Origin of the sequence: Lysobacter sp. cf310, from assembly GCF_900114355.1 — a bacterium.
Classification (GTDB): Bacteria; Pseudomonadota; Gammaproteobacteria; order Xanthomonadales; family Xanthomonadaceae; genus Lysobacter.
The window spans coordinates 766,402-790,858 of sequence record NZ_FOSS01000001.1 but is presented as its reverse complement, the minus strand read 5'-3'; the positions used below and the strand labels follow the sequence as shown (position 1 = coordinate 790,858).

Annotated in this window: 19 protein-coding genes; 17 read left to right on the top strand and 2 right to left on the bottom strand. The window is 69.1% G+C overall.

The features are described from left to right. Nucleotides 1-76 precede the first annotated feature (76 nt). From BMZ45_RS03460 to BMZ45_RS03410, 11 genes are all read left to right on the top strand, one after another. Nucleotides 77-1,126 (top strand): LacI family DNA-binding transcriptional regulator, encoded by a 1,050-nt coding sequence (locus BMZ45_RS03460; RefSeq protein ID WP_056179285.1) that lies wholly within the window; start codon nucleotides 77-79, stop codon nucleotides 1,124-1,126. Nucleotides 1,127-1,178: 52 nt separating this feature from the next. Continuing rightward, nucleotides 1,179-2,486 (top strand): sugar MFS transporter, encoded by a 1,308-nt coding sequence (locus BMZ45_RS03455; protein WP_091632442.1) that lies wholly within the window; start codon nucleotides 1,179-1,181, stop codon nucleotides 2,484-2,486. Then, nucleotides 2,483-3,496, top strand: a complete 1,014-nt coding sequence (locus BMZ45_RS03450; protein WP_175488900.1) for a carbohydrate kinase family protein — start codon at nucleotides 2,483-2,485, stop codon at nucleotides 3,494-3,496. The genes BMZ45_RS03455 and BMZ45_RS03450 overlap by 4 nt, the downstream gene beginning before the upstream one ends. Beyond that, the gene (locus tag BMZ45_RS03445) at nucleotides 3,480-4,775 is read left to right on the top strand and encodes an AGE family epimerase/isomerase (protein ID WP_091632439.1); all 1,296 of its coding nucleotides are present in this window, start codon (nucleotides 3,480-3,482) and stop codon (nucleotides 4,773-4,775) included. The genes BMZ45_RS03450 and BMZ45_RS03445 overlap by 17 nt, the downstream gene beginning before the upstream one ends. 8 nt (nucleotides 4,776-4,783) lie before the next feature. Continuing rightward, on the top strand, nucleotides 4,784-7,432 hold the full coding sequence (locus BMZ45_RS03440; RefSeq protein WP_091632437.1) for a beta-mannosidase: 2,649 nt from the start codon (nucleotides 4,784-4,786) through the stop codon (nucleotides 7,430-7,432). Between the two features lie 70 nt (nucleotides 7,433-7,502). Continuing rightward, nucleotides 7,503-8,933: a glycoside hydrolase family 47 protein gene (locus BMZ45_RS03435; RefSeq protein WP_091634033.1), complete on the top strand. Its 1,431-nt coding sequence runs from the start codon at nucleotides 7,503-7,505 to the stop codon at nucleotides 8,931-8,933. Beyond that, on the top strand, nucleotides 8,930-10,036 hold the full coding sequence (locus tag BMZ45_RS03430) for a glycoside hydrolase family 99 protein (RefSeq protein WP_217643138.1): 1,107 nt from the start codon (nucleotides 8,930-8,932) through the stop codon (nucleotides 10,034-10,036). Before BMZ45_RS03435 ends, BMZ45_RS03430 begins: the two co-directional genes overlap by 4 nt. 295 nt (nucleotides 10,037-10,331) lie before the next feature. Continuing rightward, entirely contained in the window at nucleotides 10,332-10,928 is a 597-nt protein-coding gene (locus BMZ45_RS03425; protein ID WP_091632434.1) for a DUF4166 domain-containing protein, read from the top strand. Beyond that, nucleotides 10,925-11,860 carry a nucleoside hydrolase gene (locus BMZ45_RS03420; protein ID WP_091632432.1) on the top strand — a complete coding sequence of 312 codons (936 nt, stop codon included), beginning with the start codon at nucleotides 10,925-10,927 and terminating at the stop codon, nucleotides 11,858-11,860. The genes BMZ45_RS03425 and BMZ45_RS03420 overlap by 4 nt, the downstream gene beginning before the upstream one ends. 70 nt (nucleotides 11,861-11,930) lie before the next feature. Then, nucleotides 11,931-12,173 carry a type B 50S ribosomal protein L31 gene (locus BMZ45_RS03415; protein ID WP_091632429.1) on the top strand — a complete coding sequence of 81 codons (243 nt, stop codon included), beginning with the start codon at nucleotides 11,931-11,933 and terminating at the stop codon, nucleotides 12,171-12,173. 384 nt (nucleotides 12,174-12,557) lie between these two features. Continuing rightward, nucleotides 12,558-13,823, top strand: a complete 1,266-nt coding sequence (locus BMZ45_RS03410) for a citrate synthase (protein ID WP_091634028.1) — start codon at nucleotides 12,558-12,560, stop codon at nucleotides 13,821-13,823. 626 nt (nucleotides 13,824-14,449) lie between these two features. Here the strand turns inward: BMZ45_RS03410 and BMZ45_RS03405 are convergent. Both BMZ45_RS03405 and BMZ45_RS03400 read right to left on the bottom strand, forming a co-directional pair. Beyond that, nucleotides 14,450-15,115 carry a hypothetical protein gene (locus BMZ45_RS03405; protein ID WP_091634025.1) on the bottom strand — a complete coding sequence of 222 codons (666 nt, stop codon included), beginning with the start codon at nucleotides 15,113-15,115 and terminating at the stop codon, nucleotides 14,450-14,452. Between the two features lie 161 nt (nucleotides 15,116-15,276). Further along, entirely contained in the window at nucleotides 15,277-17,805 is a 2,529-nt protein-coding gene (locus tag BMZ45_RS03400; RefSeq protein WP_091632427.1) for a penicillin-binding protein 1A, read from the bottom strand. Between the two features lie 229 nt (nucleotides 17,806-18,034). Between BMZ45_RS03400 and BMZ45_RS03395 the strand changes: the two genes are divergently transcribed. The 6 genes from BMZ45_RS03395 (at nucleotide 18,035) to BMZ45_RS03370 (ending at nucleotide 24,416) form a co-directional block, all read left to right on the top strand. Continuing rightward, the gene (locus BMZ45_RS03395) at nucleotides 18,035-19,093 is read left to right on the top strand and encodes a pilus assembly protein PilM (protein WP_056179307.1); all 1,059 of its coding nucleotides are present in this window, start codon (nucleotides 18,035-18,037) and stop codon (nucleotides 19,091-19,093) included. Then, nucleotides 19,093-19,944 (top strand): PilN domain-containing protein, encoded by an 852-nt coding sequence (locus BMZ45_RS03390; protein WP_091632425.1) that lies wholly within the window; start codon nucleotides 19,093-19,095, stop codon nucleotides 19,942-19,944. Before BMZ45_RS03395 ends, BMZ45_RS03390 begins: the two co-directional genes overlap by 1 nt. Beyond that, nucleotides 19,941-20,657: a type 4a pilus biogenesis protein PilO gene (gene pilO / locus BMZ45_RS03385; protein WP_091632423.1), complete on the top strand. Its 717-nt coding sequence runs from the start codon at nucleotides 19,941-19,943 to the stop codon at nucleotides 20,655-20,657. The genes BMZ45_RS03390 and pilO overlap by 4 nt, the downstream gene beginning before the upstream one ends. A 53-nt stretch (nucleotides 20,658-20,710) precedes the next feature. After that, on the top strand, nucleotides 20,711-21,205 hold the full coding sequence (locus tag BMZ45_RS03380; RefSeq protein ID WP_091632420.1) for a pilus assembly protein PilP: 495 nt from the start codon (nucleotides 20,711-20,713) through the stop codon (nucleotides 21,203-21,205). 15 nt (nucleotides 21,206-21,220) lie between these two features. Continuing rightward, on the top strand, nucleotides 21,221-23,218 hold the full coding sequence (locus tag BMZ45_RS03375) for a type IV pilus secretin PilQ (RefSeq protein WP_091632417.1): 1,998 nt from the start codon (nucleotides 21,221-21,223) through the stop codon (nucleotides 23,216-23,218). A 160-nt stretch (nucleotides 23,219-23,378) separates the two neighbouring features. Further along, the gene (locus tag BMZ45_RS03370; RefSeq protein ID WP_091632414.1) at nucleotides 23,379-24,416 is read left to right on the top strand and encodes an AAA family ATPase; all 1,038 of its coding nucleotides are present in this window, start codon (nucleotides 23,379-23,381) and stop codon (nucleotides 24,414-24,416) included. Nucleotides 24,417-24,457: the final 41 nt, after the last annotated feature.

Genomic DNA, 24,457 nt, shown 5'->3' with positions numbered 1-24,457 from the left:
GCAAGCGGCCAACTTGGATCGATCCACTTGGTGAATAATCGGGCCACAGCACGAGTCCAAGGACCCGGGATCTCCGATGACCACCCACAAGCCCGGCACCGGCCGGTCCAACCGCAAGCAGGTCACCGTGACCGACATCGCCCAGGCCTGCGGCGTGTCGCGGGCGACGGTGTCGCTGGTGCTGCGCGGCAGTCCGCTGGTGCATGCCGATACCCGCGCGCGGGTGGAAGCGGAGCTGAAGCGGCAGCGCTACGTCTACAACCGCGCCGCGGCGAACCTGCGCCGGCAGACCTCCAGTTCGGTCGCGCTGGTGATCAACGACCTGTCCAATCCCTTCTTCGCCGAGTTCGCCGCGGGCGTGGACGAAGCCTTGGGCGAGGAGGGCTACGTCACCCTGTTGGGCAGCACGGCCGAATCGCCGCAGCGCCAGTTGGCGGTGCTGGGCTCGCTGGTCGAGCACGGGCCGGCCGGCATCATCCTGTCGCCGGCCGAGCACAGCGACGGCGCGGCGCTGCAACGCTTGCTGGGCGCGCACACGCCGGCGCTGGTGTTCAACCGCGCCTTGCCGGGCGTGGACTGGGACTTCCTGGCGCTGGACAACGAGCACGGCGCGCGTCTGGCCACCGAGCACCTGCTGTCGCTGGGCCACCGGCGGATCGCGTTCTTCGGCGGGCATGCCGATTCCAGTTCCTGCCGGCAGCGCCGGCAGGGGTACAGCGACGCGATGCGCGCGGCCGCGATCGAGCCTTCGCCGGATTGGCTGGTCGAATGCAGCCCGACCCGCGTCGAAGCCGCCTCGCGCACCGCCGAGCTGTTCGAGCACGCGCCGGATGCGACCGCGGCGGTTTGCTACAACGACACTGTCGCCCTGGGCCTGATGCTGGGCCTGAGCGCGCGCGGGATCCGGCCGGGACTGGACTTCGCCCTGACCGGATTCGACGACATCACCGAGGCGGCGCTGTCGACGCCGTCGCTGACCACGCTGGCGGCGCAGCCGCGCGCGTGCGGGCGCCAGGCCGCCGAGCTGCTGCTGCAGCGCGTGCGCGATCCGGGCGCGTTGTCGCGGCGCGTGATCGCGCCGGTGAAGCTGGTGGTGCGCGGCAGCAGCGGAGCCGCGGCCATGTGAGTTCCCTCTTCCGGCGCCGACCGCACGACGCCTCCACCGAGCAGTCGACGCCATGAGCACTCACGATCCCAACGCGCCGGCGTCCGCCGCGCGCAACCGCGCGGCCCTGATCGCGATGACCGCGATCTTCTTCATGTGGGGCTTCATCACCGAGCTCAACGGGGTGCTGATTCCGCACCTGCAGTCGGTGTTCCAGCTCACCCACGCGCGCTCGATGCTGCTGGACTCGGCCTTCTTCGGGGCCTACTTCGTGATGGCGGTACCGGCCGGGCGGGTGGTGGCCCGGGTCGGCTACAAGCTGGGCATCGTGATCGGCCTGCTGATCGCCGGCGGCGGCGCGCTGCTGGTGCTGCCGGCGGCGCAGGCGGCCTCGTTCGAACTGTTCCTGCCGGCCTTGTTCATTCTGGCCACCGGCATCGTCCTGCTGCAGGTCTCGGCCAATCCCTACGTGAGCCTGCTGGGCGTGCCCGAGCGCGCCGCCAGCCGCCTCAACTTCGCCCAGGCGGTGAATTCGCTGGGCCACACCATCGGCCCCTACGTGGCCGGCCTGCTGATCTTCAGCGCGACCCTGCTCAGCGCCGAACAACTGGCCAAGTTGCCGGCGGCCGAACGCGTGCAGACCGTGCAACCGCTGTACATCGGCGTGGCCGTGGCGCTGATCGTGCTGGCGGCGGCGGTGTACTTCTTCCGCATGCCGGCGCTCACCGAGGCCACCGAACAGGCCGACACGCGCAAGCACGGCTTCGTCGACGTGCTGCGTCATTCGCATCTGCGTTGGGGCGTGCTGGCGATCTTCTTCTACGTGGGCGTGGAGGTCACGGTCGCCCACTTCATGGTCAAGTACGTCTCGCGCCCGGAGATCGGCGCGATGAGCGAAGGCCAGGCTTCGCTGTACCTGTCCTACTACCACGGCGCCGCGATGATCGGCCGCTTCCTCGGCGCGGCGCTGCTGATGAGCGCCAATCCGCGCCGGCTGCTGCCGTTGTACGCGGCGATCAACATCGTGCTGCTGCTGGTCACCATGAACACCCTGGGCGGCGTGGCCTTGTGGTCGGTGGTGCTGGTGGGCCTGTTCAACTCCATCATGTTCCCGACCATCTTCACCCTGGCGATCGAGCGCCTGGGGCCGATGACCGAGAAGGCCTCCAGCCTGCTGGTGATGGCCATCGTCGGCGGCGCGGTGATTCCGCCGCTGCAGGGCGCCTTGGTCGATCTGCTCAAGGGCACGCTGGGCGACGAGACCCGCGCCCTGCAGTACGCCTTCGTCGTGTCCGCGCTCTGCTACGCCTACATCGTCTGGTACGGCCTGCGCGGCTCGCGCCTATCGCCGTCCGCCAACACCGCACAGGGGCAGGATTGAACCGCATGCGCAACATCGTTTGCTTCGGCGAGGCCTTGATCGATTTCCTCGCCCAGCCCGCGCCCGTCGACGACGCGCCGCGCGCGTTCCTCAAGTACGCCGGCGGCGCGCCGGCCAACGTCGCCGCCGCCGCGGCGCGCCTGGGCGCGCCGACCCAGTTCGTGGGCATGCTGGGCCGCGACATGTTCGGCGATTTCCTGCTCGACAGTCTGCGCGGCTGCGGCGTGTCCACCGACTACGTGCTGCGCACCGACGCGGCCAAGACCGCGCTGGCCTTCGTCGCCCTGGACGAGCACGGCGAGCGCAGCTTCAGCTTCTACCGTCCGCCGGCGGCGGATCTGCTGTTCCGCAGCGAGCACTACGCCGCCGACTGCTTCGCCCGGGCCGGCGCCTTCCACGTCTGCTCCAACAGCCTGACCGAGGACGAGATCGCCGAGGCCACCTTGCAGGGCATGCGCCTGGCGCGTGCGGCCGGTGCCCTCGTCAGCCTGGATCTCAACCTGCGCCCGATGCTGTGGCCGCAGGACGTGCAGCCGCGGCAGCGCCTGTGGCAGGCCTTGGCCCAGGCTGACCTGGTCAAGCTGGCGCGCAACGAACTGGATTACCTGGCCGAGCCCTACGGCGGCGGCGAGACCGGCGAACGCGCGGTGCGCGAACGCTTGTTCGCGGGCGCGGCGCGCTGGCTGGTGGTCACCGACGGCGGCGCGCCGATGCGCTGGTACAGCGCCGACGGCGAGGGCGAGGTGCGCGGCTTCCGGGTCAAGGCGGTCGACACCACCGCCGCCGGCGACGCCTTCGTCGGCGGCCTGCTGTCGCATCTATGCGAACGCGGCGTGGATGCGGCGGGCCTGCCCGCGTTCCTGGCCGACCGCGCCGCGCTGGAGGACGCCCTGCGTTTCGCCGCCGCGGTCGGCGCGCTGGCGGTGACCCGGCACGGCGCCTTCGCCGCGATGCCCACGCGCGCGCAGGTGCAGCAATTGCTCAAGGATCAGTATGAACACGCTGCCTGACCCCGTCGCCCCGGACTTCCGTTCCGCCGACTTCCTGCGTGCGCATATCGCGCGCACCATGGCCTTCTATCACCCGCGCTGCATCGATCCGTCCGGCGGCTTCTTCCATTACTTCAAGGACGACGGCGGGGTCTTTGATGCCTCGCACCGGCACCTGGTCAGCAGCACCCGTTTCGTCTTCAACTACGCCATGGCCGCGCGCGAGTTCGGCGAGGACGCGGCCTTGCGCGCGCAGTACCTGGACGCGGCGCGTCACGGCCTGCGCTATCTGCGCGAGCGCCATCGCAACCCGGACACCGGCGGCTATGCCTGGACCCTGCGCGACGGCCGGGTCGAGGACGAGACCTACCACTGCTACGGCGTGGCCTTCGTGCTGCTGGCGTATTCCACCGCGCTCAAGGCCGGCATGGACGAGGCGCGCGCCTGGATGGACGAGACCTGGCAGCTGCTGGAGCGGCGCTACTGGGAACCGCAGCACGGCCTGTACCGCGATGAGGCCGACGCGCAGTGGAACTTCAGCGGCTACCGTGGCCAGAACGCCAACATGCACATGTGCGAGGCCATGCTGGCGGCGTTCGAAGCCAGCGGCGAGCGCCGCTACCTGGATCGCGCGCTGGGCCTGGCCGAGCGCATGACCCGCCACCACGCCGCCCAGGCCGGCGGGCTGGTGTGGGAGCACTACGGCGCCGACTGGAACATCGACTGGACCTACCACCTCGACGATCCCAAGCACCTGTTCCGCCCCTGGGGCTTCCAGCCCGGCCACCAGACCGAGTGGGCCAAGCTGCTGCTGATCCTGGACCGGCATGTCGAAGCCGATTGGCTGCTGCCGACCGCGCGCCATCTGTTCGACACCGCGCTCGCGCATTCCTGGGACGGGCAGCGCGGCGGCATGTATTACGGTTTTGCGTTCGAGGGCCTACGGCAGGCGTTGAGCGAAGCAAACGCTTTGGATCGTCCGCTCATGGATGGCCGGGCTCTTGCGGAGGGACCCGCGTATGTATGCGACGACGACAAGTATTTCTGGGTTCAAGCCGAATCGCTGGCCGCCGCCGCGCTGCTGGCCGCGCGCACCGGCGAAGATCGCTATTGGGATTGGTACCAGCGCCTGTGGGCCTACGCCTGGGCGCATCTCGTCGATCATCGCCACGGCGCCTGGTTCCGCATCCTCGATGCCGACAACCGCAAGTACAGCGACGAGAAGAGTCCGGCCGGCAAGACCGATTACCACACGATGGGCGCGTGCTACGAAGTGCTGAACCTGGTGCGCGGGAGCTGAGGGCGACGATGCGGCCGGCCAAGCTCGGGCAGGGATGGCGTAGCGGCGCGGCGGTCGTATCGATCGCCGTGGCGGCGCTGTTCGCCACGGCCGCGTCGGCGACGCAGCCCGAGGTGCGCCACCTGCATCAGGGCTGGGAGTTCCGCTTGCTGCCGGACGACCCGCAGGCGCGCGAGCACTTGCCTGCGACGCAATGGCGCGCCGCGCGCGTGCCCGGCCATGTACATACCGACTTGCTCGCGCAGGGGCTGATTCCCGATCCCTACGTCGGCGCGCCGGAAGCGCAGCTGCAATGGATAGGCCTGGGCGCCTGGGAATACCGCAGCCGCTTCGATCTGAGCCAGGCCACGCTGCGCCAGCCTCATGCCGAACTGGTATTCGAGGGCCTGGATACCTACGCCGACGTCTACCTCAACGGCGAGGCGCTGCTGTCGGCCGACAACGCCTTCCGGACCTGGCGGGTGCCGGTGGCCGGCAAGCTGCGCGCGCGCGGCAACGAGCTGCGGGTGCTGCTGCATTCGCCGATCCGGCGCCTGCTGCCACGCGTGGAGGCGATGCCGCACAAGATCGCCGGCAACTACCCCTCGCCCTACGGCGACGAGCCCAAGGAGGCGATGACCGGCAACTTCGCGCGCAAGCCCGGCTACCACTACGGCTGGGACTGGGGCCCGCGCTACGTCACCGCCGGCCTATGGCGCGACGTGAAGCTGGAGAGTTGGAGCGGCCCGCGCATCGACGAACTGCACCTGCGCCAGCTGCGCATCGATGCCGATGTCGCCGAGCTGCGCGCGCAGGTCCAACTGCGCGCCGACGCCGCCGGCAGCGCGACCCTGGCACTGGATTGGCTGGACCCCGACGGTCGCCGCGCGCGCACGCTGCGCCAGACCGTGCAACTGCAAGCCGGCGCGCAGACGCTGAATGTGCCGGTACGGATCGAGCGGCCGCGCCGCTGGTACCCGTTCGGCTACGGCGAGCAGGCGCTGTACACCTTCCGCGCGCGTCTGCTCGGCGCGGACGGCCAGCGCGTCCAGGCGCAACAGCGCACCGGCCTGCGCCGCGTCGAGCTGCGCCGGCCGCGCGACGCGGCGGGGCAGGGCTTCGCGTTCGCGGTCAACGGCATCGAGATCTTCGCCAAGGGCGCCAACGCGATCCCGTTCGACATGTTTCCCGCGCGGGTGCCGCGCGAACGCCTGCGCAAGACCCTGGAGGACGCGCGCGCGGCCAACATGAACATGCTGCGCAACTGGGGCGGCGGCTATTACGAAAGCGACGACTTCTTCGACCTGGCCGACGAGCTCGGCCTGATGGTGTGGCAGGACTTCATGTACGGCGGCGGCATGCAGCCGGGCTTCGATCCGGATTTCCGCGCCAATGCCGTGGCCGAGGCGCGCGACCAGGTCCGACGCCTGCGCCGCCATCCCAGTATCGTGCTGTGGTGCGGCAACAACGAGGAGGAGACGGCCTGGAAGGACTGGGGTCATCGCCGCAAGCTGATGGATGCCGATCCGCGCTACGCGCAATCGGTCTGGGACGGCTACGTGCAACTGTTCGGGCGCGACTTGCGCGAGGTGGTCGCGCAGGAGGCCGGCGATCTGCCGTACTGGTCCAGTTCGCCCGGCAACGACCTGGACGAGAAGGCCAACGATTCGAGCAAGGGCGACAAGCACTACTGGGACGTGTGGGCCGGCTCCAAGCCGATCGCCGCTTACTTGGACGAGACCCCGCGTTTCATGTCCGAGTTCGGCCTGCAGGCCTGGCCGTCGCTGCGCACCGTCGACGCCTTCGCCAGCGCGGCGGAGCAGGGCATCGATACGCCGGTAATCCGCGCCCACCAGAAGTTCCTGGCCGGCGCCGGTAACGAGCGCCTGCTGCACTACATCCGCGCCGGCTACGGCGAGCCGCGTGATTTCGCCCAGTTCGTCTACCTCAGCCAGGTCATGCAGGCCGAGGGCATCGAGCTGGCCGCGTTGCACCACCGCGCCAGCCGGCCGCACACCATGGGCTCGCTGTACTGGCAGCTCAACGACGTCTGGCCGGGCGCGTCCTGGTCCAGCCTGGACTATTACGGCCGTTGGAAGGCCCTGCATTTCCACGCACGCCGTTTCTTCGCCCCGGTCGCGGCGGCGGCGCTGCGCAAGGACGGACGCACCACGCTGAGTCTGCTATCGGACCGCACCCAGGCCCTGCCGGCGCGATGGACGCTGCGCGTGATCGATTTCGACGGCCGCGAACATTGGCGTGCGCAGGGCGAGGTCGCGCTGACGCCGCTGGCCGTCGCCGCCGCGGGCGCCTGGAGCGATGCCGAACTGCTGCGCGGCGCCGACCCGCGCCGTACCGCGGCGGTGTTCGAGCTGCAGGCTCAAGGCGAGGCGGTGTCGCGCCGTGTGATCTATTTCGACGAAGCCAAGGCGCTGGCACTGGACGATCCGCGCCTGCGCACGCAGTGGCGCCGCGACGGCAAGGCCGCGGTGCTGACGCTGCAGGCCGATCGCCTCGCGCGCGGGCTGTGGATCGAGTTCGACGGCCTGGACGCCGAGCTGTCCGACAACGCATTGACCCTGCTGCCCGGCGAAACCGTGCAACTGCGCGTGCGCGCCGACGCCGATCCGGCGCGCTTGCGCGAGGCCTTGCGGCTGCGCTGGCTGGGCGCGCCCTGAATCCGGTTTCCGTTTTCCCGCGCCGTACGCCGGTATCGGCGCGGCCACCCAACCGACCTTGGTGATCCTGATGACTCCACGCACGCTCGCCTGCCTCATCGCCGCCGTCCTGATCGCCGGCTGCGCCCGTCCCGCCGCCGACACCGCAACGGCCGCCTCCGCTCAGGCGCCGGCCGCGGCCGCGCCCGCACAGAGCGCGGACGCCGCCGACGCCGCACGCATGGCCGAACGCGTGAAGGAGGAGACCCGTCATGCCTGGCAGGGCTACAAGCGCTACGCCTGGGGCCGCGACGCGCTCAAGCCGCTGAGCAAGAGCGGCCACGACTGGTACCCGCACTCGCTGCTGATGACGCCGGTGGACGCGCTGGACACTCTGCTGCTGATGGGCCTGAAGAGCGAGGCCGACGAGGCGCGCGAGCTGATCGCGACCCAGCTGAACTTCGACCGCGACATGGTCGTGCAGAACTTCGAGGTCACCATCCGTCTGCTCGGCGGCCTGCTGTCGGGTTACCAGGCCACCGGCGACGAGCGCCTGCTCAAGCTCGCCGACGACCTGGGCACGCGCCTGCTGCCGGCGTTCGACTCGCCCACCGGCCTGCCTTACACCCACGTCAATCTGCGCACCGGCAAGACCCGCGGCAAGGTCAGCAACCCGGCCGAGACCGGCACCCTGCTGATCGAGTTCGGCATGCTGTCCAAGCTCACCGGCAAGCCGGTGTACTACGACCGGGCCAAGCGCGCGTTGGTGGAGACCTATAAGCGGCGCGACCCCAAGACCGGCCTGGTCGGGTCCTGGATCGACGTGGAGAGCGGGCGCTGGACCGATACCGGCTCGCACATCGGCGGCGGCATCGATTCCTATTACGAGTATCTGTACAAGTGCTGGCGTTTGTTCGGCGACCAGGAATGCAAGGCGATGTGGGATCAGAGCATCGTCGCGGTCAATGCGCATCTGGCCGACGAAGTGCGCGAGCGCGAGCTGTGGTACGGCCATGCCGACATGGTCACCGGCAAGCGCACGGCCACGCGCTACGGCGCACTGGACGCGTTCATGCCGGCGCTGCTGGCTTTGGGCGGCGATCTGGATCGCGCCCAGCGCCTGCAGGATTCGGGCTTGAAGATGTGGCGCCTGCACGGCATCGAGCCCGAGTCGCTGGACTACGCCAAGATGCAGGTCGCGTCGCCCGGTTACGCGCTGCGGCCGGAGATCGTCGAGTCGGCCTATTACCTGCATGTGCTGACCGGCGATCCCAAGTACCGCGCGATGGGGCGCGAGTTCTTCGACGACTTCGTGCGCCACTGCCGCACCGAAGCCGGCTACGCCGCGCTCAAGGACGTGACCAGCAAGCAGCAGGACGACTCGATGGAGAGCTTCCTGTTCGCCGAGACCTTCAAGTACTACTACCTGCTGTTCGCGCCGGCGCAGACGCTGGACTTCGAACAGGTGACCTTCAATACCGAGGCGCATCCTCTGCGTCTGCCGGCGGCCAAGCCGCAGTGAGGTTGCGCGCGGCGCTGGCGCTGTGCGCGCTGTGGCTGACGGCCTGCGCCGCCACGCCGCCGCGCACGCCGCCGGCCGCCGCGCTCCATCCGCGCGCGATCGTTTTCTACTACAACTGGTACGGCAACCCCGAGCGCGACGGCGCGCGCCTGCACTGGGCGCATCCGGTGCTGAAGCTGCGCGCCGAGGACGCGGGCGCGCCGGACATCCCGGGCGGCGGCGACATCGCCGCCGACTTCTACCCCGCGCTGGGCGAGTACAGCAGCGCCGACCCGGCGCTGGCCGAGCGCCACATGGCGATGATCGCGCAGGCCGGCATCGGCGTGGTCGCGGTGACCTGGCTGGGGCGCGCGGACCCGAGCTATCGCAGCCTGCCCGCGCTGTTCGACGCCGCCGCGCGCCACGGCCTGCGCATCTGTTTCCAGATCGAACCGGCCTCGCGCCCCGACATCGTCGCGGCGCGCGCGCAGCTCGTCGCCGCGATCGACGACTACGGCCGGCATCCGGCGTTCTATCGCGATCCCGGCAGCGGGCGTCCGTTGTTCTTCGTCTACGACTCCTACCAACTGCCTGCCTCCGACTGGGCGCGGCTGCTGCGCGCGGACGGCGCCGATACGCTGCGCGGCGGCGCTTACGACGCCGATGTGATCGGCCTGTGGGTGCGGGCCGACGAGGGCCGGTTCTTCCTCGATGGCGGGTTCGACGGCGTCTACACCTATTTCGCCAGCCGCGGCTTCACCTGGGGCTCGACGCCGCAGCACTGGCCGCAACTGCAGCGCTGGGCGGACGAGCACGGCCTGCGCTTCGTTCCCTCGGTGGGGCCGGGCTACAGCGACCGGCGCGTGCGGCCCTGGAACCGCGCCAACGAGCGTGGCCGCGACGGCGGCGCCTATTACGACGCGATGTTCGGCGCGGCCGTGGACAGCGGCGCCCGCTGGGTGTCGATCACGTCCTTCAACGAATGGCACGAGGGCACGCAGCTGGAGCCGGCGCGCGCGGCCGACCGCGATGGGCGCTATTTCGACTATGCGCCGCTGGCGCCGGATCACTATCTGCGGCGTACGCGGTATTGGCTGTCGCGGTTTCCGCGGGGCTCGCCGTAGCGTGGCGACGAGGCCGCAGCCGCTCGCCCCTGATCCGCCCTACAGACACCTGCCCAGCCTTGCACTTCCTTCGGTCGCCGCAAGCGGGAGTTAGGGACGGCAGAGTCTCCCTCCCGCTCGGTTCCGGATCCCGCTCTCGCTAGCGGGAGCGGGCTTGGGGTGAGGGCCCGGCGCAAGCGAGCATCCCGCGATCCCTAACCTTGTCTCGAGCATCCGGGCCCCCTCCCACCCCCTCGCCACACAAACCGCCAAAACTCTGGCTATAGTGTCCCGCCGCCAGGAGCGCACCCCCCGGATGCCGGGAGCCCCTTACAACGCGGCCACGCAATGGTTCGGCCCGGCTTTCGAGCGGCTGCACCCCCTGCTGCAAGCGCTGCACCGCAGCGGCGGCAGCTTGAGCGGCGAAGTCGCGATCTCCACCGGTACCGGCCTGGCCGGGCGCCTGGGACGGCGCCTGGCGCGACGCCTGGGCATCCCCCTGGATCGCCCGCGCCGCGGCTTTCAGGTGCGCATCGTCCACGACGGCCAGGCCATGCACTGGCGCCGCCGTTTCGACGACGGCAGCGAACTGGTGTCGACATTCCGTCCGGTCGGCCATTACCCCGACGGACACTGGCTGGAAACCACCGGCCCGGCGCGGCTGCGCCTGGGCGTGGACCTGGCCGACGGCGGCTGGCGCTGGCGCGTGCGGTCGGTGGCCCTGCGCGGCCTGCCGCTGCCGCGCTTCCTGTTCCCGCGCACCGACGCCTACAAACGCATCGAGGACGGCGACCGCTATCGCTTCGCGGTCGCCTTCTCCCTGTTTCCCTTCGGCGAGCTGCTGCGCTACGAAGGCGCGCTGCACGCCATCCCGGCCGATCCGGCCGTCAATGTCGAAAGAGTGGCTACATGACCGACCGCATTCCCCTGCTAATCGATACCGACCCGGGCGTGGACGACGCGCTCGCGCTGCTGATGGCGTTCAACGACCCGCGCCACGAGCTGGTCGCACTGACCATCGCCGCCGGCAACGTCGGCCTCAAGCACACCGTCGCCAACGCCCTGAAGCTGTGCGAGGTCGCCGGCGTCGAGGTGCCGGTGTTCGCCGGCGCCGCCGCGCCGCTGCTGCATCCCTCGCCGGACGCGGGCTACGTGCACGGCCAGGACGGCTTCGGCGACGTCGGCTACCAGGCCGCGCGCCGCCAGGTCGAGGCCGAGCACGCCGCCCTGGCGATCCTGCGCCTGTCGCACGAACACGCCGGCAAGCTGCTGCTGGTGGCGCTGGGCCCGCTGACCAACATCGCGCTCGCGCTCAAGCTGGACCCGACCCTGCCCGAGCGCGTCGCGCGCTTCGTGGTCATGGGCGGCGCGGTCACCTGCCGCGGCAACATCACCCCGGCGGCGGAGTTCAACATCTACTTCGATCCGGAGGCCGCTCACATCGTGTTCGAGGCCTTCGAGCGCATCGAACTGGCCGACTGGGAGGCGGTGATCGCGCACGGCTTCCTGCACGACGACGTGGTGCAGTGGCTCCAGGCCGACAGCGATCGCGCCCGCTTCTACGAGCGCATCTCGGAGAAGACCCGGCTGTGGTCGGCCGACCGCCGCGGCGCCCATTGGCATGCCGCCGACGCCCTGGCGATGGCCTTCGCGCTGGAGCCCGAGGGGGCGCTGGAGGTGCTGGACCGGTCCCTGGCGATCGAGCTGGACGGCCGCCACGGCCGCGGCGCGACCGTCGTGGACTGGCGCGGGGAGGGCGGGGCCCCGGCCCGGGTCGCGATCCTGATGCGTTACGACCAGGAACGCTTCCAGGGCCTGATCCGGGGCGCTCTGGCGGCCGCTTAGACCGGTACTTGCCTCGGCCGCGAAGGGGCGGCTATAATGCCGCTCTTTCCCGCATCAATTTGTGAGTGCCATGAAGGCAGGTATCCATCCCGAGTACCGCGACGTCGTTTTCCAGGACGTCACCACCGACTTCCAGATCCTGACCCGTTCGACCCTGTCGAGCAAGGAAACGGTCAAGGTCGACGGCGCCGAGTACCCGCTGATCAAGGTCGATATCTCCTCGGCCTCGCACCCGTTCTACACGGGCAAGCACAAGATCATGGACACCAGCGGTCGCGTCGACAAGTTCCGCAAGCGCTACGCGCAGAAGTAATCGCGCCGCCAGGTTTCGCGCACAACGGCTGCCCTCTGGGCGGCCGTTTGCGTTTGGGTCGCGTTCGTCCTGAGGGGCGCCGCGGGCCCCGTCGATCCGCTTGCGCGCGGCGCATCCCGCGCCGGGCCCGCACTCCGATCGACCCCGCCGGCGGAACAGCCCGGCCCGTCCCCGCGACCAAAGTCAGAGCCGGTGCTCCATGCCGGTGTGCGATAATTCAGGCACGCGGCGCGTCCGCGATTCCCTGTCCCCACCTCGCCCGCGGCCATCCCTGCGCGGCGCAGACATGAGGAGCTGTTCGTGTCCGGTACTGATAAGTCCGCCCCTGAAAAATCCGCTGCTGAAAAGGCTGTCCCGAATAAACCCGGCTTCGACCAGGTCACCCTGGCCGCCGGCGACAAGAGCGTGACCCTTCCGGTCCAGCATCCGACGCTCGGTGCCTCCTGCATCGACATCGCCAAGGTGCCGAAGGAAACCGGTCTGTTCACCTACGACCCGGGCTTCACCGCAACGGCCAGCTGCAAGTCGGCGATCACCTACATCGACGGCGACGAGGGCGTGCTGCTGTACCGCGGCTACCCGATCGAGCAGCTCGCCGAGAAGTCGAACTTCCTCGAAGTCGCCTACCTGCTGATGAACGGCGATCTGCCGACGGCCAACGAGTTCAGCAAGTTCGAACACGAGGTCACGCATCACACGATGATGCACGAGGCCTTCCGCACCTTCCTGTACGGCTTCCGCCACGACGCCCACCCGATGGCGATGCTGGTCGGCATGCTCGGCTCGATGGCGAGCTTCTACCACAACGAACTCGACCTGGAAGATCCGGAGCAGCGCCGCCTGGCCGCGATCCGTCTGATCGCTAAGGTGCCGACGATCGCCGCCGCCTGCCATCGCTATTCGATCGGCTGGCCGATCCGCTATCCGAAGAACAGCCTCGACTACACCACGCGTTTCCTGCACATGCTGTTCGAGGTGCCGAGCGAGCCGCTGGAGCTCAATCCGGTCGCCGCCAAGGCCATGGACCTGTTGTTCATCCTGCACGCCGACCACGAGCAGAACGCGTCGACCTCGACCGTGCGTCTGGTCGGCTCGACCGGCGCCAACCCCTACGTCAGCGTCGCCTCCGGCGTCGCGGCGCTGTGGGGTCCGGCGCACGGCGGCGCCAACGAGGCCGTGCTCAAGATGCTCAACGAGATCGGCCGCCCGGAGAACGTCAAGGCGGCGGTCGACAAGGCCAAGGACAAGGAATCGGGCTTCCGCCTGATGGGCTTCGGCCACCGCGTCTACAAGAACTACGATCCGCGCGCGGCGCTGGTGCGCAAGATGACCCACGACGTGCTGGGCGCGCTGGGCGTCAACGATCCGCTGCTGGAAGTGGCGATGAAGTTGGAAGAGGCGGCGCTGCAGGACGAGTACTTCGTGCAGCGCAAGCTCTATCCGAACGTCGATTTCTACTCCGGCATCATCTACAAGGCGCTGGGCATTCCGGTCGAGATGTTCACGGTGATGTTCGCGATCGCGCGCACCGCGGGCTGGGTGTCGCATTGGCTGGAGCAGCAGAACGATCCGGAGAACAAGATCGGGCGTCCGCGTCAGATTTATACCGGTCATGGTGTGCGCGACTACGTGGCCAGCGACAAGCGCTGAAGCCGCATCGCAGCGCATGCGAAACGCCCCGCCTAGTGCGGGGCGTTTTCGTTTGGGGCGTGGGGATGGAATGGGTAGCAGGGCTCGTTCTCGGCTCCCCCTTTGAAAAGGGGCGAAGGCGTGCGGCTTGCGAACCGCAGGTTCGTGCACGGCTGAACGCCAGCAGGCTGTGCCTGCTGGCCGGGCGGGTTGGGGAGGATTTGCTTTTGTTGTTGCTTCGTCGGCTCGGCCCGAAGGTCAACGGCTTCCGCCTGCTGCGCATGCGGGTCACTTTCTCTTGCTAGCCCAAGAGAAAGTAACCAAAGAGAAGGGCTAGCTTGACCAAAGCTCCCCTGCGGGTTCGGGGCTGGCGCGGGGATTTTTCGAATGGACGTCCCTGTCCATTCGAAAAACGGCGCGCGTCCTGCGCGCCGCCCTTCGGGTCTACGGTTGTCTGTGTGAGTGCGGTGCTTTTGGACTTCAATGCCGCGGCAACGGCAACGGCAACGGCAACGGCAACGGCGACGGCAACGGCAACGGCGACGGCAACGGCAACGGCGGGTCGCGGCGTCAGGGGGCTCGGTAGGGTGTGGGGAGCCGCAGGCGAACCGCGCCGTGGCGTCCGCTCGCTTCTCGCTTCTCCACGCTCACTCCTGCCTCAAACCCTCATACCCCGCGATCTCCTCGTCCGCCAGCAACTGTCGCAGTTGGGCGGCCGAGGCGCGCTTCATCGGCTTCTCGTCCACGCCCGACAGCGGGGCTTGGCGCAGCACGTCCAGCGGCAGCACGGTGAGGTCGAAGCTCAGGTCTTCGGCGCTGAAGATCCAGACCGGGAAGTCGTCGCTGCGTTCGCGGTCCAGGCGCAGGCGGCGGCTGCGGGCTTCGGCGGGGATGCCGTGCTGATCCAGGAAGCGCGGGGCGGCGTCGGCGTCGTCGCTGTATAGCTGCAGGGCGACCGGGCTGCGCGCGTCGGCGGTGCCGTCCAGGACCGGGCCGACCAGGCGCGGCTCGAACGCGGCGAAGAACTCCATCGCGCGCAGCGCGGCCTCGCGGCGCTGACGCAGGCCGGCCGCGTTGTCGCGTTGGAACAGGCGCTGGTACTCGCGTAACGCATCCTCGATCTCGCGGTTACGCGGCAGCGAGGCGTCGTCGAAGATGCCCAGGCGCTCGGCGGCCTTGAGCTTGGCCTGGTGGTAGTCGCGGATGCCGCCCTCGGCCATCAGCCGCGCGGCCTCGTGGGCGAGGCGGTGGCGGCGTTCTCGGGTGCGGGTTTCGGCGTGCTGCTGTGCGTGCTGACGGGCGTGATGTGGCATGACGACCTCCGCGGCGGGCACGGCGTCGGCGAGGGGACTCGCCGCGGCCGGCGACGCGCGCCGGCGATTCAACGCTATCACGCCGACGTGGTGTTGCTCATCACGCCGGCGCCGGAACGGTGGACGCCCGCGCCGGGGCGGGCGTCCCTTGCGGCCCGGGCTCAGAAAATGTCGAAGGACTCTTCCGAGGGCGCGGCTTCGGCCGGGCCGTAATCGACATAGGACTGCATCTTGTCCAGGTCTTCGGCCTTGACCCACTCGGTGATACCGCCGCCGCCGTCCGGGATCAGCGCGCCGTTGGCGCCCACCGAGACCTTGACCATGCCCTGCGGCGGCTCGTTGGGGGCGATCGGCTTGTCCTTGAGCGCGGCGCGCATGTAGTCGATCCAGATCGGCAGCGCGGCCTTGCCGCCGTACTCGCGGTAGCCCAGCGACTTGTAGTTGTCGCGACCGACCCAGACCGTGGTCACCAGCGGGCCGCCGAAGCCGGAGAACCAGGCGTCGCGGTGGTCGTTGGTGGAACCGGTCTTGCCGCCGATGTCCTCGCGGCCGAGCACCTTGGCCGCGGTGCCGGTGCCGCGCAGGACCACGTCGCGCAGCATCGACACGATCTGGTAGGCGATGCGGTCGTCGATCGCGCGCGGCGCCATCACCAGGTCCGCCGGCGGCTTGGCCGCGGGCTTAGCCGGTTCGGAGGCCTTGGCGCTGGCCTTGGGATCGGGCTTGGCCTCGCCTTCGGGGCCGAAGTTGAAGCCGTCGACCACGGTGCTGGAGCGCACGCCGGTGCCGGGGCCGCGACCGCCGCATTCGGGACAGGCGGTCGCCGGCTTTTCCTTGAACACCACCGCGCCGGCGCGGTCCTTGATCTCGTCGATGAACCAGGGCGTGATGCGGAAGCCGCCGTTGGCGAAGGTGGCGTAGCCGCGCGCGACCGACAGCGGGGTCAGCGAGGCGGTGCCCAGCGACATCGACAGGTTGGGCGGCAACTGCTCGATATCGAAGCCGAAGTTGGCGATGTACTTGCGCGCGAAATCGACGCCCATGGCGTCGAGCAGGCGCACCGAGACCAGGTTGCGCGACTGCACCATGGCTTCGCGCACGCGCATCGGGCCGGCGAAGTTGCCGCTGTCGTTCTGCGGGCGCCAGACGTGGCCGCGGCGGTCGCGGAACACCACCGGGGCGTCGAGCACGATCGAAGCCGGGTTGTAGCCGCGCTCGAACGAGGCTGCGTAGACGAAGGGCTTGAAGCTGGAGCCGGGCTGGCGGCGGGCCTGGGTGGCGCGGTTGAACTTGGCGCCGGCGAAGCTGAAACCGCCGGACAAGGCGCGCAGGGCGCCGTTGGAGGGTTCCAGCGAGACCAGGGCGGCCTGCGCCTGCGGCAGCTGCTCCAGGCGGTAGCCCAGCGGCGCGCCGACCACCGGCGGGGCCGCCACGACCGGGGCGTCGGGATTTTTGGGGTCGGGCTTGGGCGCCGGCGGTTCGATCCGCTCGATCCGGACCAGGTCGCCGCGCTTGACCAGGCTGCCCGGGCTGCGTCCGCCCCAGCCCTGGTTGGGCGCCAGCGCGACTTCGCTGCCGTCGGCCAGGGCCAGGCGCGCGCCGCCGCCTTCGTTGCCCAGCACGATCGCGGGCAGCAGGCCGGCCTGGGCCGGGATCGAGCGCAGGCGCTGCTTGGCGGTGGCTGCGTCCTCGTTGGCGGCCAGGTCGAAGTGCTGCTCGACCCCGTGCCAGCCGTGGCGGCGGTCGTAGACCTTGAGGCCGTCGCGCACCGCCTTGTCGGCCGCGGCCTGCAGGGTCGGGTCGATGGTGGTGGTGACGTGATAGCCCTTGGTCAGGGCCTCGGCGCCGTAGCGCTCGATCATCTGCTGGCGGACCATTTCGGCCACGTAGGGCGCGTAGACCTCGACCGGACGCTCGTGCGGAGTGGCGTGCATGGGCACCGCCTTGGCCACGGCGGCCTCGGCGGCGCTGACGTACTTGAGTTCGGCCATGCGGTCGAGGATGTAGTCGCGGCGCTCCTTGGCGCGCTCCGGGTTGCTCAGCGGATTGCCGCTGGAGGGGAACTTCGGAATGCCGGCCAGAGAGGCCATTTCGTCGAGCGAAAGCTCGCTCATCTTCTTGCCGTAGTAGAACTCGGCGGCGGCGCCGACGCCGTAGGCGCGGTTGCCGAAGAAGCTCTTGTTCAAGTACAGCTCGAAGATCTCGTCCTTGCTCAGCTCGCGCTCCATGCGCATGGCCAGCAGCATTTCGCCGAGCTTGCGCTTGTAGCTGTATTCCGAGCTCAGGAAGTACTGGCGCGCGACCTGCTGGGTGATGGTGGAGCCGCCCGGGACGCGCTTGTCGTCGGTGGTCGCCAGCAGCCAGACCGCGCGTCCGATGCCCTTGTAGTCGATGCCGTGGTGCTTGTAGAAGCGGGCGTCCTCGATCGAGATGAAGGCCTGCTTGAGCCGCAGCGGCACGTCCTCGATCGCCACCGGGTAGCGGCGGGTCTCGCCGAACATGGCCATCAGGCGGCCGTCGGCGGCGTAGACGTACATCGGCTCCTGCAGCTCGATGCTGCGCAGGGTCTCCACGTCCGGAAGCTTGGGGGCGATCAGGTAGTACAGGGTGCCGGCGGCGATCACCCCGAGCAGGGCCAAGCCGGCGAACGCGTAGAGCGCCCAGCGCAGAAGACGGCGGAGACGGGGCATCGAAGCGGGTTCCGATTGCGGGTTGTAGTGGCCGTGGAGTATAGAGGAGCGGGGACACGGACCGCCCCGGGGGGCAGGCGGCCGGTGATTTCCGCTAAGGCCGTTACGCAAAAAAGGCGGTCTAGGTTGGCATTCCTGAAAGAAATGGTTGCCAGCCTGTGAAAAGTCCGTTATCTAAGGCGGGGCCACACGAAGTGCGCGTAAGCGCTTGTGGCATGGGGAGAAAACAGTGGGCGTCATCACAAAAAGCCAGCCGGCCCTCGTCGGCGTGGATATCAGTTCGACCGCAGTGAAGCTGTTGCAGCTCTCCCGAGCCGGCAACCGCTACCGGGTCGAGCATTACGCCGTCGAGCCGCTGCCGCCGAACGCCGTCGTCGAGAAGAACATCGTCGAGGTCGAGGCGGTGGGCGAGGCGATCAAGCGCGCGGTCGCGCGGTCCGGAACCCGGGCCAAGCACGCCGCCGCGGCGGTGGCCGGGTCCTCGGTCATCACCAAGGTGATCCCGATGCCGGGCGACCTGGACGGCGAGGAACTCGAGTCCCAGGTCGAATTGGAGGCGGTGAACTACGTGCCGTATCCGATCGAGGAAGTGAATCACGACTTCGAGGTCCTAGGCCCGATGCCCAACAGCCCGGACATGATCCAGGTGCTGCTGGCCGCCTCGCGCTCGGAGAACGTCGAAGTGCGCGCCTCGGCGCTGGAGATCGGCGGCCTGACCCCCCGGGTCATGGACGTCGAAGCCTTCGCGGTCGAGAACGCCTTCGCGCTGATCGCCGACCATCTCAGCACGCCGCGTGACGGCATCGTCGCCCTGATCGACTCGGGCGCGACCATGACCACGCTCAACGTGCTGCGCAACGGCCGCAGCCTGTACAGCCGCGAACAGGTGTTCGGCGGCAAGCAGCTCACCGACGAGGTGATGCGCCGCTACGGTCTGAGCTACGAGGAAGCGGGCCTGGCCAAGCGCCAGGGCGGCTTGCCCGAGAGCTACTCGGCCGAAGTGCTGGAGCCCTTCAAGGAAGCGATGGTGCAGCAGGTCAGCCGCCTGCTGCAGTTCTTCTACGCCGGTAGCGAGTTCAACCGCGTGGACCAGATCGTGCTCGCCGGCGGCTGCGCCTCGATCCCCGGCATCGCCGAGATGGTCGAAGAGCAGTTGGGCGTGCCCACCATCATCGCCAATCCGCTGGCGCACATGACGCTCGGTCCGCGCGTGCAGGCGCACGCGCTAGCGCAGGACGCGCCGGCGTTGATGATCGCGTGCGGCCTCGCCCTGAGGAGCTTCGACTGATGGCACGCATCAATCTTCTCCCGTGGCGAGCCGAACGCCGTAAGCAGCGGCAGAAAGAGTTCGTCACCATGGTCGTGGCGGCCGTCTTCGGCGCCCTGGTGCTGTCCGGCCTGATCGTGATGTTCTACAACGGTCAGATTGCCGGCCAGAACAACCGCAACAACTACCTCAAGGACCGCATCACCGAGGTCGACAAGCAGATCAAGGAGATCGAGGAGCTCGACAAGAAGAAGTCGAAGCTGCTGGCGCGCAAGGAAGTGATCGAGCAGCTGCAGTCGAACCGTTCGCAGATGGTGCACCTGTTCGATTCGCTGGTGCGCACGATCCCCGACGGCGCGGTGCTGACGGCGATCAAGCAGGATTCCGACACCCTGACCCTGGAAGGCCGCGCGCAGTCCAACGCCCGCGTCAGTACCTACATGCGCAACCTGGAAGGCTCGGGCTGGATGACCAATCCGGACCTGTCGATCATCGAGGCCAAGGGCACCGACAAGGGCCTGCCGTACGAGTTCAAGCTGCAGGTCAAGCTGGCCAACCCGAACGCGCCCAAGGACGAGAACGGCGACGGCCAGCCCGACGCGCCGGCTGCTGGCGCCGATGCCGCGACCGCCGCCGCCGCGGCCAACGCGACCGCTCCGGCTACGGCACCCGCCGCCGCCGCACCGGCCGCGAACGCACCGGCCGGCGCCGCCGCGCCGGCCGCGATCGCCCCGGTGGCGCCGGCGACTCCGGCCGCCGCGCCCGCCGCCGCACCGGCTCCGAGCAACGCTCCGGGCGGCGTCCCGACGCCGGTCCAGGAGCAGCCCGCCGCGGCTCCGGCCGCAGGCAACAACAAGGGGGCCGAATCGTGAGCCAGAAGAAGATGTCGCTCAAGGACCTCGACTTCAACAACATGGGGTCGTGGCCGCAGCAGGCCAAAATCGGTTTCTGCGTGATCATCGGTCTGGTGATCGTGGGGCTCGCCTGGTACCTGTTCGTCAGCGATAAGCGCACCCAGCTTGCAGGGTTGGAGCGTACCGAGAACGACCTGCGCGCCGAGTTCGAAACCAAGCAAGGCCGCGCCGCCAACCTGGAACCGCTGAAGCAGCAACTGGTGCAGATGGAGCAGCAGTTGCAGCAGATGCTGCGTCAGCTGCCGAGCAAGACCGAAATGCCCGACCTGATCGTCGACATTTCCCAGACCGCGCTCGCCACCGGCATCACCAACGAACTGTTCCAGCCCGGTCCGGAGCAGCCCAAGGACTTCTACGCCGAGAAGCCGATCGCGCTGCGCATGGTGGGCACCTACCACCAGTTCGGCGGTTTCGTCAGCGGCGTGGCCTCGCTGCCGCGCGTGGTCATCATGACCATGCACGACATCTCGCTGCGTCCGCGCGGCGCCGCGGCCGGCGACAAGTCCGCGGTGATCACGCCCAACAGTCCCCTGGAATTGGCCGGCACGGTCAAGACCTACCGTTACCTGGACGAAGAAGAAGTGTCGGCGCAGGAACAGGCCAACGGCGATCCCAATGCCGCGGCGGCCGCACCTGCCGCGCCCACTGGCGACAAGAAGGAGGGCGGCTGATGCGTACGACATTCAACGCGGGCGCTCGTGGCCGTCTCCTGATCGCGGCGACGATGCTGCTGGCGGCCACGGCCTGCTCGCGCGGCATCACCAGCACGCCGGGCGACGCGCCGAACCTGGAAAAGTGGATCGCCGAAGTCAAGGCGCGTCCGGCGCCGCCGCTGGATCCGCTGCCGGTGATGCAGCAGTTCGAAACCTTCGAATACGCCGCGCAGGCAATGCGCGATCCGTTCAGCAACGCGTTCACCGACCAGGGCGGGGGCAGCGGCCCGCGTCCGGACGCGACGCGTCGCAAGCAGACCTTGGAGCAGTTCCCGCTCGACAGTCTCGACATGGTCGGCACGCTCGGCCGCGGTCCTGGGGTGATCGCCCTGGTGATGGCGCCCGACAAGGTGACCTATCGGGTACGGCCGGGCGCGTACATGGGCCAGAACGACGGCCGGGTGACCAGCGTGTCCGAAGACCGGATCGAGCTGGTGGAACTGGTGCCGGATGGCGCGGGTGGTTGGCTGGAACGTCCGGCCACCGTGGCGTTAGAAGACAATTGATTGGGGGATAGCACGATGACCGTATTCAACGCCAAATGCTCGCGGCCGGCCCGGCGCCCCTTGGCTTTCAGCACGCGTGGCGCCGGCCTGGTGGTCGGCCTGCTCGCGGGACTCAGCGCCGCGCACGCCGCGACGCCGGCGTCCGAAGCCGCGGCACCGGTCGCGGCTCCCGCCGCGCCCGTGGTCGCTCCCGCCCACAGCCTCGATCCGGCCAAGCAGCTGCCGGGCGCGATCTCGGTCGCGAACATCGACTTCAAGCGCGGCGACGGCGGCTCCGGCAAGCTGATCCTGAAGTTCAGCGGCGACGGTGCCGCGCCCGACCTGCGCAGTCAGGGTTCGAGCGTGGTCATCAATGTCGGCAACGCCCAGTTGCCGGCCGCGCTGCAACGGCCGCTCAACGTCACCGACTTCGCCACGCCGGTCCAGCGCATCGATGCGCGCGCCAGCGGCAACGGCACCCAGCTGGTGCTCAACACCAGCGGCGGTTTCGAGTCGTTGGCCTACCAGACCGGTCGCGAGTACATCGTCGAGATCGTGCCCAAGTCGGCGGCCGCGGCGTCCAGCCGTGCGGTCGGCGCCAGCACCATCAGCAGCACCACCGACGCCAGCAAGCGCGGCTACAGCGGCCGCCCGGTGACCTTCAACTTCCAGGACGTGCCGGTGCGCACCGTGCTGCAGTTGATCGCCGAGGAGTCCAACCTCAACGTGGTCGCCGCCGACACGGTCCAGGGCAACGTCACCCTGCGCCTGGTCAACGTGCCCTGGGACCAGGCCCTGGACATCGTCCTGCAGGCCAAGGGCCTGGATAAGCGCCGCAGCGGCAACGTGGTGTGGATCGCGCCGCAGGCCGAAATCGCCAAGTACGAGCAGGACAAGGAAGACGCGCGCATCGCGCTCGACAACCGCGTGGATCTGGTCACCGAGTACATCCAGGTCAACTACCACAATGCCAGCGCGATCTTCAAAGCGCTGACCGATGCCAAGGGCGTCGGCGGCAGCGGTGGCGGCGGCAGTGGCGGTCAATCGCAGAACGAGAACGGCTTCCTCTCGCAGCGCGGCCGCCTGGTCGCCGACGAGCGCACCAACACGCTGATGATCAGCGACATCCCGAAGAAGGTTGCGCAGATGCGCGAACTGGTTCGGGTGATCGATCGCCCGGTCGACCAGGTCGTGATCGAGGCCCGCATCGTGATCGCGACCGAATCGGTCTCGCGCGAGCTCGGCGCCAAGTTCGGCATCAGCGGCAACAAGGACAATTCCTACTTCAGCGGCAACCTCGACGCCAACACCGCGACCCGCAACTCGCAGGTCGCCGCCGATACCGCTTACGCCAACGCCTTCCGCGACTGGCTCAACGGCGGCTCGGTCGGCTCTCCGCCGGTGCGCACCCTGGGTTCGATCACCCGCGGTCTGATGACCAACCTGGGCGTCGACAACCCGGCCGGTTCGCTGGCGCTGTCGATCCTCAACGCCGGCTACCTGCTCGACATCGAGTTGTCGGCGATCCAGGAAGAAGGCCGCGGCGAAGTCATCTCCAACCCGCGCGTGGTCACCAGCAACCAGCGCGAAGCGGTGATCAGCCAGGGCCAGGAAGTGGGCTACGTGACGATCTCCCCGCAGCAGGGCGGCAACAACACGCCGATCCCGAACGTCCAGTTCAAGGACGTGCTGCTGGAGCTCAAGGTCACCCCGACCATCACCAACGACGGCCGCGTGTTCCTGAACATGGCGGTCAAGAAGGACGAGGTCGACGGCCAGCTCAACACCTCGATCGGTCAGGTGCCGATCATCGCCAAGCGCGCGGTCAACACGGCCGTGCTCGTCGAAGACGGCCAGACCGTGGTGATCGGCGGCGTGTACGAGTTCCGCGACCGCAGCGACATCACCAAGGTGCCGTTCCTGGGCGACATCCCCTTCCTGGGCAATCTGTTCAAGAAGAAGGGCCGTTCCAAGGAAAAGGCCGAGCTGCTGATCTTCGTCACCCCGAAGGTGCTCAAGGTCACGCAGCGCTAAGCGCCCGTTACCGCAGCCGCAGCACGCGAGAGGGCCTACGGGCCCTCTTCGCGTTTACGGGGCAGGGCGGGGCGGCCGGGAACTGAACGTGCCATCGGTTGGGTGAACCCGCGCCGCCAAGTTCGGTCAAAATCGGACCTCGCCCCGCGTCGGAACATCGATGGATACCCCCGAAAGCCTCGCCGGCCTCGCGCCGGACCGTACGCCCGCCCTTCCCGACGCCGAGCTGGCGCGTCTGCACGACGCCTTCCGCGGCCTGCGCGAGGCGCTCGCGGCGGAGATCGTCGGACAGGCGGCGCTGATCGAGCGCCTGCTGATCGCCCTGCTCGCCGACGGCCATCTGCTAGTCGAGGGCGCGCCCGGTCTGGCCAAGACCAGCGCGGTGCGCGCGCTGGCGGCGCGGCTGGAGGCCGACTTCGCGCGCGTCCAGTTCACCCCCGACCTGCTGCCGGCCGATCTCACCGGCACCGAGGTCTGGCGCCCGCAGGACGGCCGCTTCGAGTTCCAGCCGGGCCCGATCTTCCATCCCATCCTGCTCGCCGACGAAATCAACCGCGCTCCGGCCAAGGTCCAGTCGGCGCTGCTGGAGGCGATGGGCGAGCGCCAGGTCACGGTGGGGCGCGCGACCTATGCGCTGCCGTCGCTGTTCCTGGTGATGGCGACCCAGAACCCGATCGAGCAGGAGGGCACCTTTCCCCTGCCCGAGGCCCAACTCGACCGCTTCCTGATGCACGTGCGCATCGGCTATCCGGAAGCCGCGGCGGAGGCCGAGATCCTGCGCCTGGCGCGCGAACGCGCGCGCGACTCGCTGCGCGCGACGGCGCCGATCGAGCAGCGGATGCCGCTCGACGACGTGTTCGCCGCGCGCGCGGCGGTGCTGTCGCTGCATGTGGCGCCGGCGGTGGAGCGCTACCTGATCGAACTGGTGCTGGCCTCGCGCGACGCCGCGCGCTACGACGCCGCGCTCGCGCGCCGGATCGCCTGGGGCGCCAGCCCGCGCGGCTCGATCGCCCTGGAACGCTGCGCACGCGCGCACGCCTGGCTGGCCGGACGCGACTACGTGACCCCGGACGATGTGCGCGCGATCGCGCCCGAAGTCCTGCGCCATCGCATCCTGCCCAGCTACGAGGCCACCGCCGAGGGCTGGGACGGCGATCGTCTGGTCGCCGAGCTGCTGCAGCGCGTGCCGCTGCCCTGATGGTCGGGAGCGCGCGTTCGTGATTCGCGATCGAGCCCTGC

What these genes read in the sequence shown, in the direction of transcription:
- BMZ45_RS03370 (WP_091632414.1), top strand. Translation starts at nt 23,379, where the DNA reads ATGGATACCCCCGAAAGCCTCGCCGGCCTCGCGCCGGACCGTACGCCC.
- BMZ45_RS03420 (WP_091632432.1), top strand. Translation starts at nt 10,925, where the DNA reads ATGACCGACCGCATTCCCCTGCTAATCGATACCGACCCGGGCGTGGAC.
- BMZ45_RS03445 (WP_091632439.1), top strand. Translation starts at nt 3,480, where the DNA reads ATGAACACGCTGCCTGACCCCGTCGCCCCGGACTTCCGTTCCGCCGAC.
- BMZ45_RS03405 (WP_091634025.1), bottom strand. Translation starts at nt 15,115, where the DNA reads ATGCCACATCACGCCCGTCAGCACGCACAGCAGCACGCCGAAACCCGC.
- BMZ45_RS03415 (WP_091632429.1), top strand. Translation starts at nt 11,931, where the DNA reads ATGAAGGCAGGTATCCATCCCGAGTACCGCGACGTCGTTTTCCAGGAC.
- BMZ45_RS03390 (WP_091632425.1), top strand. Translation starts at nt 19,093, where the DNA reads ATGGCACGCATCAATCTTCTCCCGTGGCGAGCCGAACGCCGTAAGCAG.
- BMZ45_RS03380 (WP_091632420.1), top strand. Translation starts at nt 20,711, where the DNA reads ATGCTGCTGGCGGCCACGGCCTGCTCGCGCGGCATCACCAGCACGCCG.
- BMZ45_RS03375 (WP_091632417.1), top strand. Translation starts at nt 21,221, where the DNA reads ATGACCGTATTCAACGCCAAATGCTCGCGGCCGGCCCGGCGCCCCTTG.
- BMZ45_RS03440 (WP_091632437.1), top strand. Translation starts at nt 4,784, where the DNA reads ATGCGGCCGGCCAAGCTCGGGCAGGGATGGCGTAGCGGCGCGGCGGTC.
- BMZ45_RS03435 (WP_091634033.1), top strand. Translation starts at nt 7,503, where the DNA reads ATGACTCCACGCACGCTCGCCTGCCTCATCGCCGCCGTCCTGATCGCC.
- BMZ45_RS03460 (WP_056179285.1), top strand. Translation starts at nt 77, where the DNA reads ATGACCACCCACAAGCCCGGCACCGGCCGGTCCAACCGCAAGCAGGTC.
- BMZ45_RS03455 (WP_091632442.1), top strand. Translation starts at nt 1,179, where the DNA reads ATGAGCACTCACGATCCCAACGCGCCGGCGTCCGCCGCGCGCAACCGC.
- BMZ45_RS03425 (WP_091632434.1), top strand. Translation starts at nt 10,332, where the DNA reads ATGCCGGGAGCCCCTTACAACGCGGCCACGCAATGGTTCGGCCCGGCT.
- BMZ45_RS03400 (WP_091632427.1), bottom strand. Translation starts at nt 17,805, where the DNA reads ATGCCCCGTCTCCGCCGTCTTCTGCGCTGGGCGCTCTACGCGTTCGCC.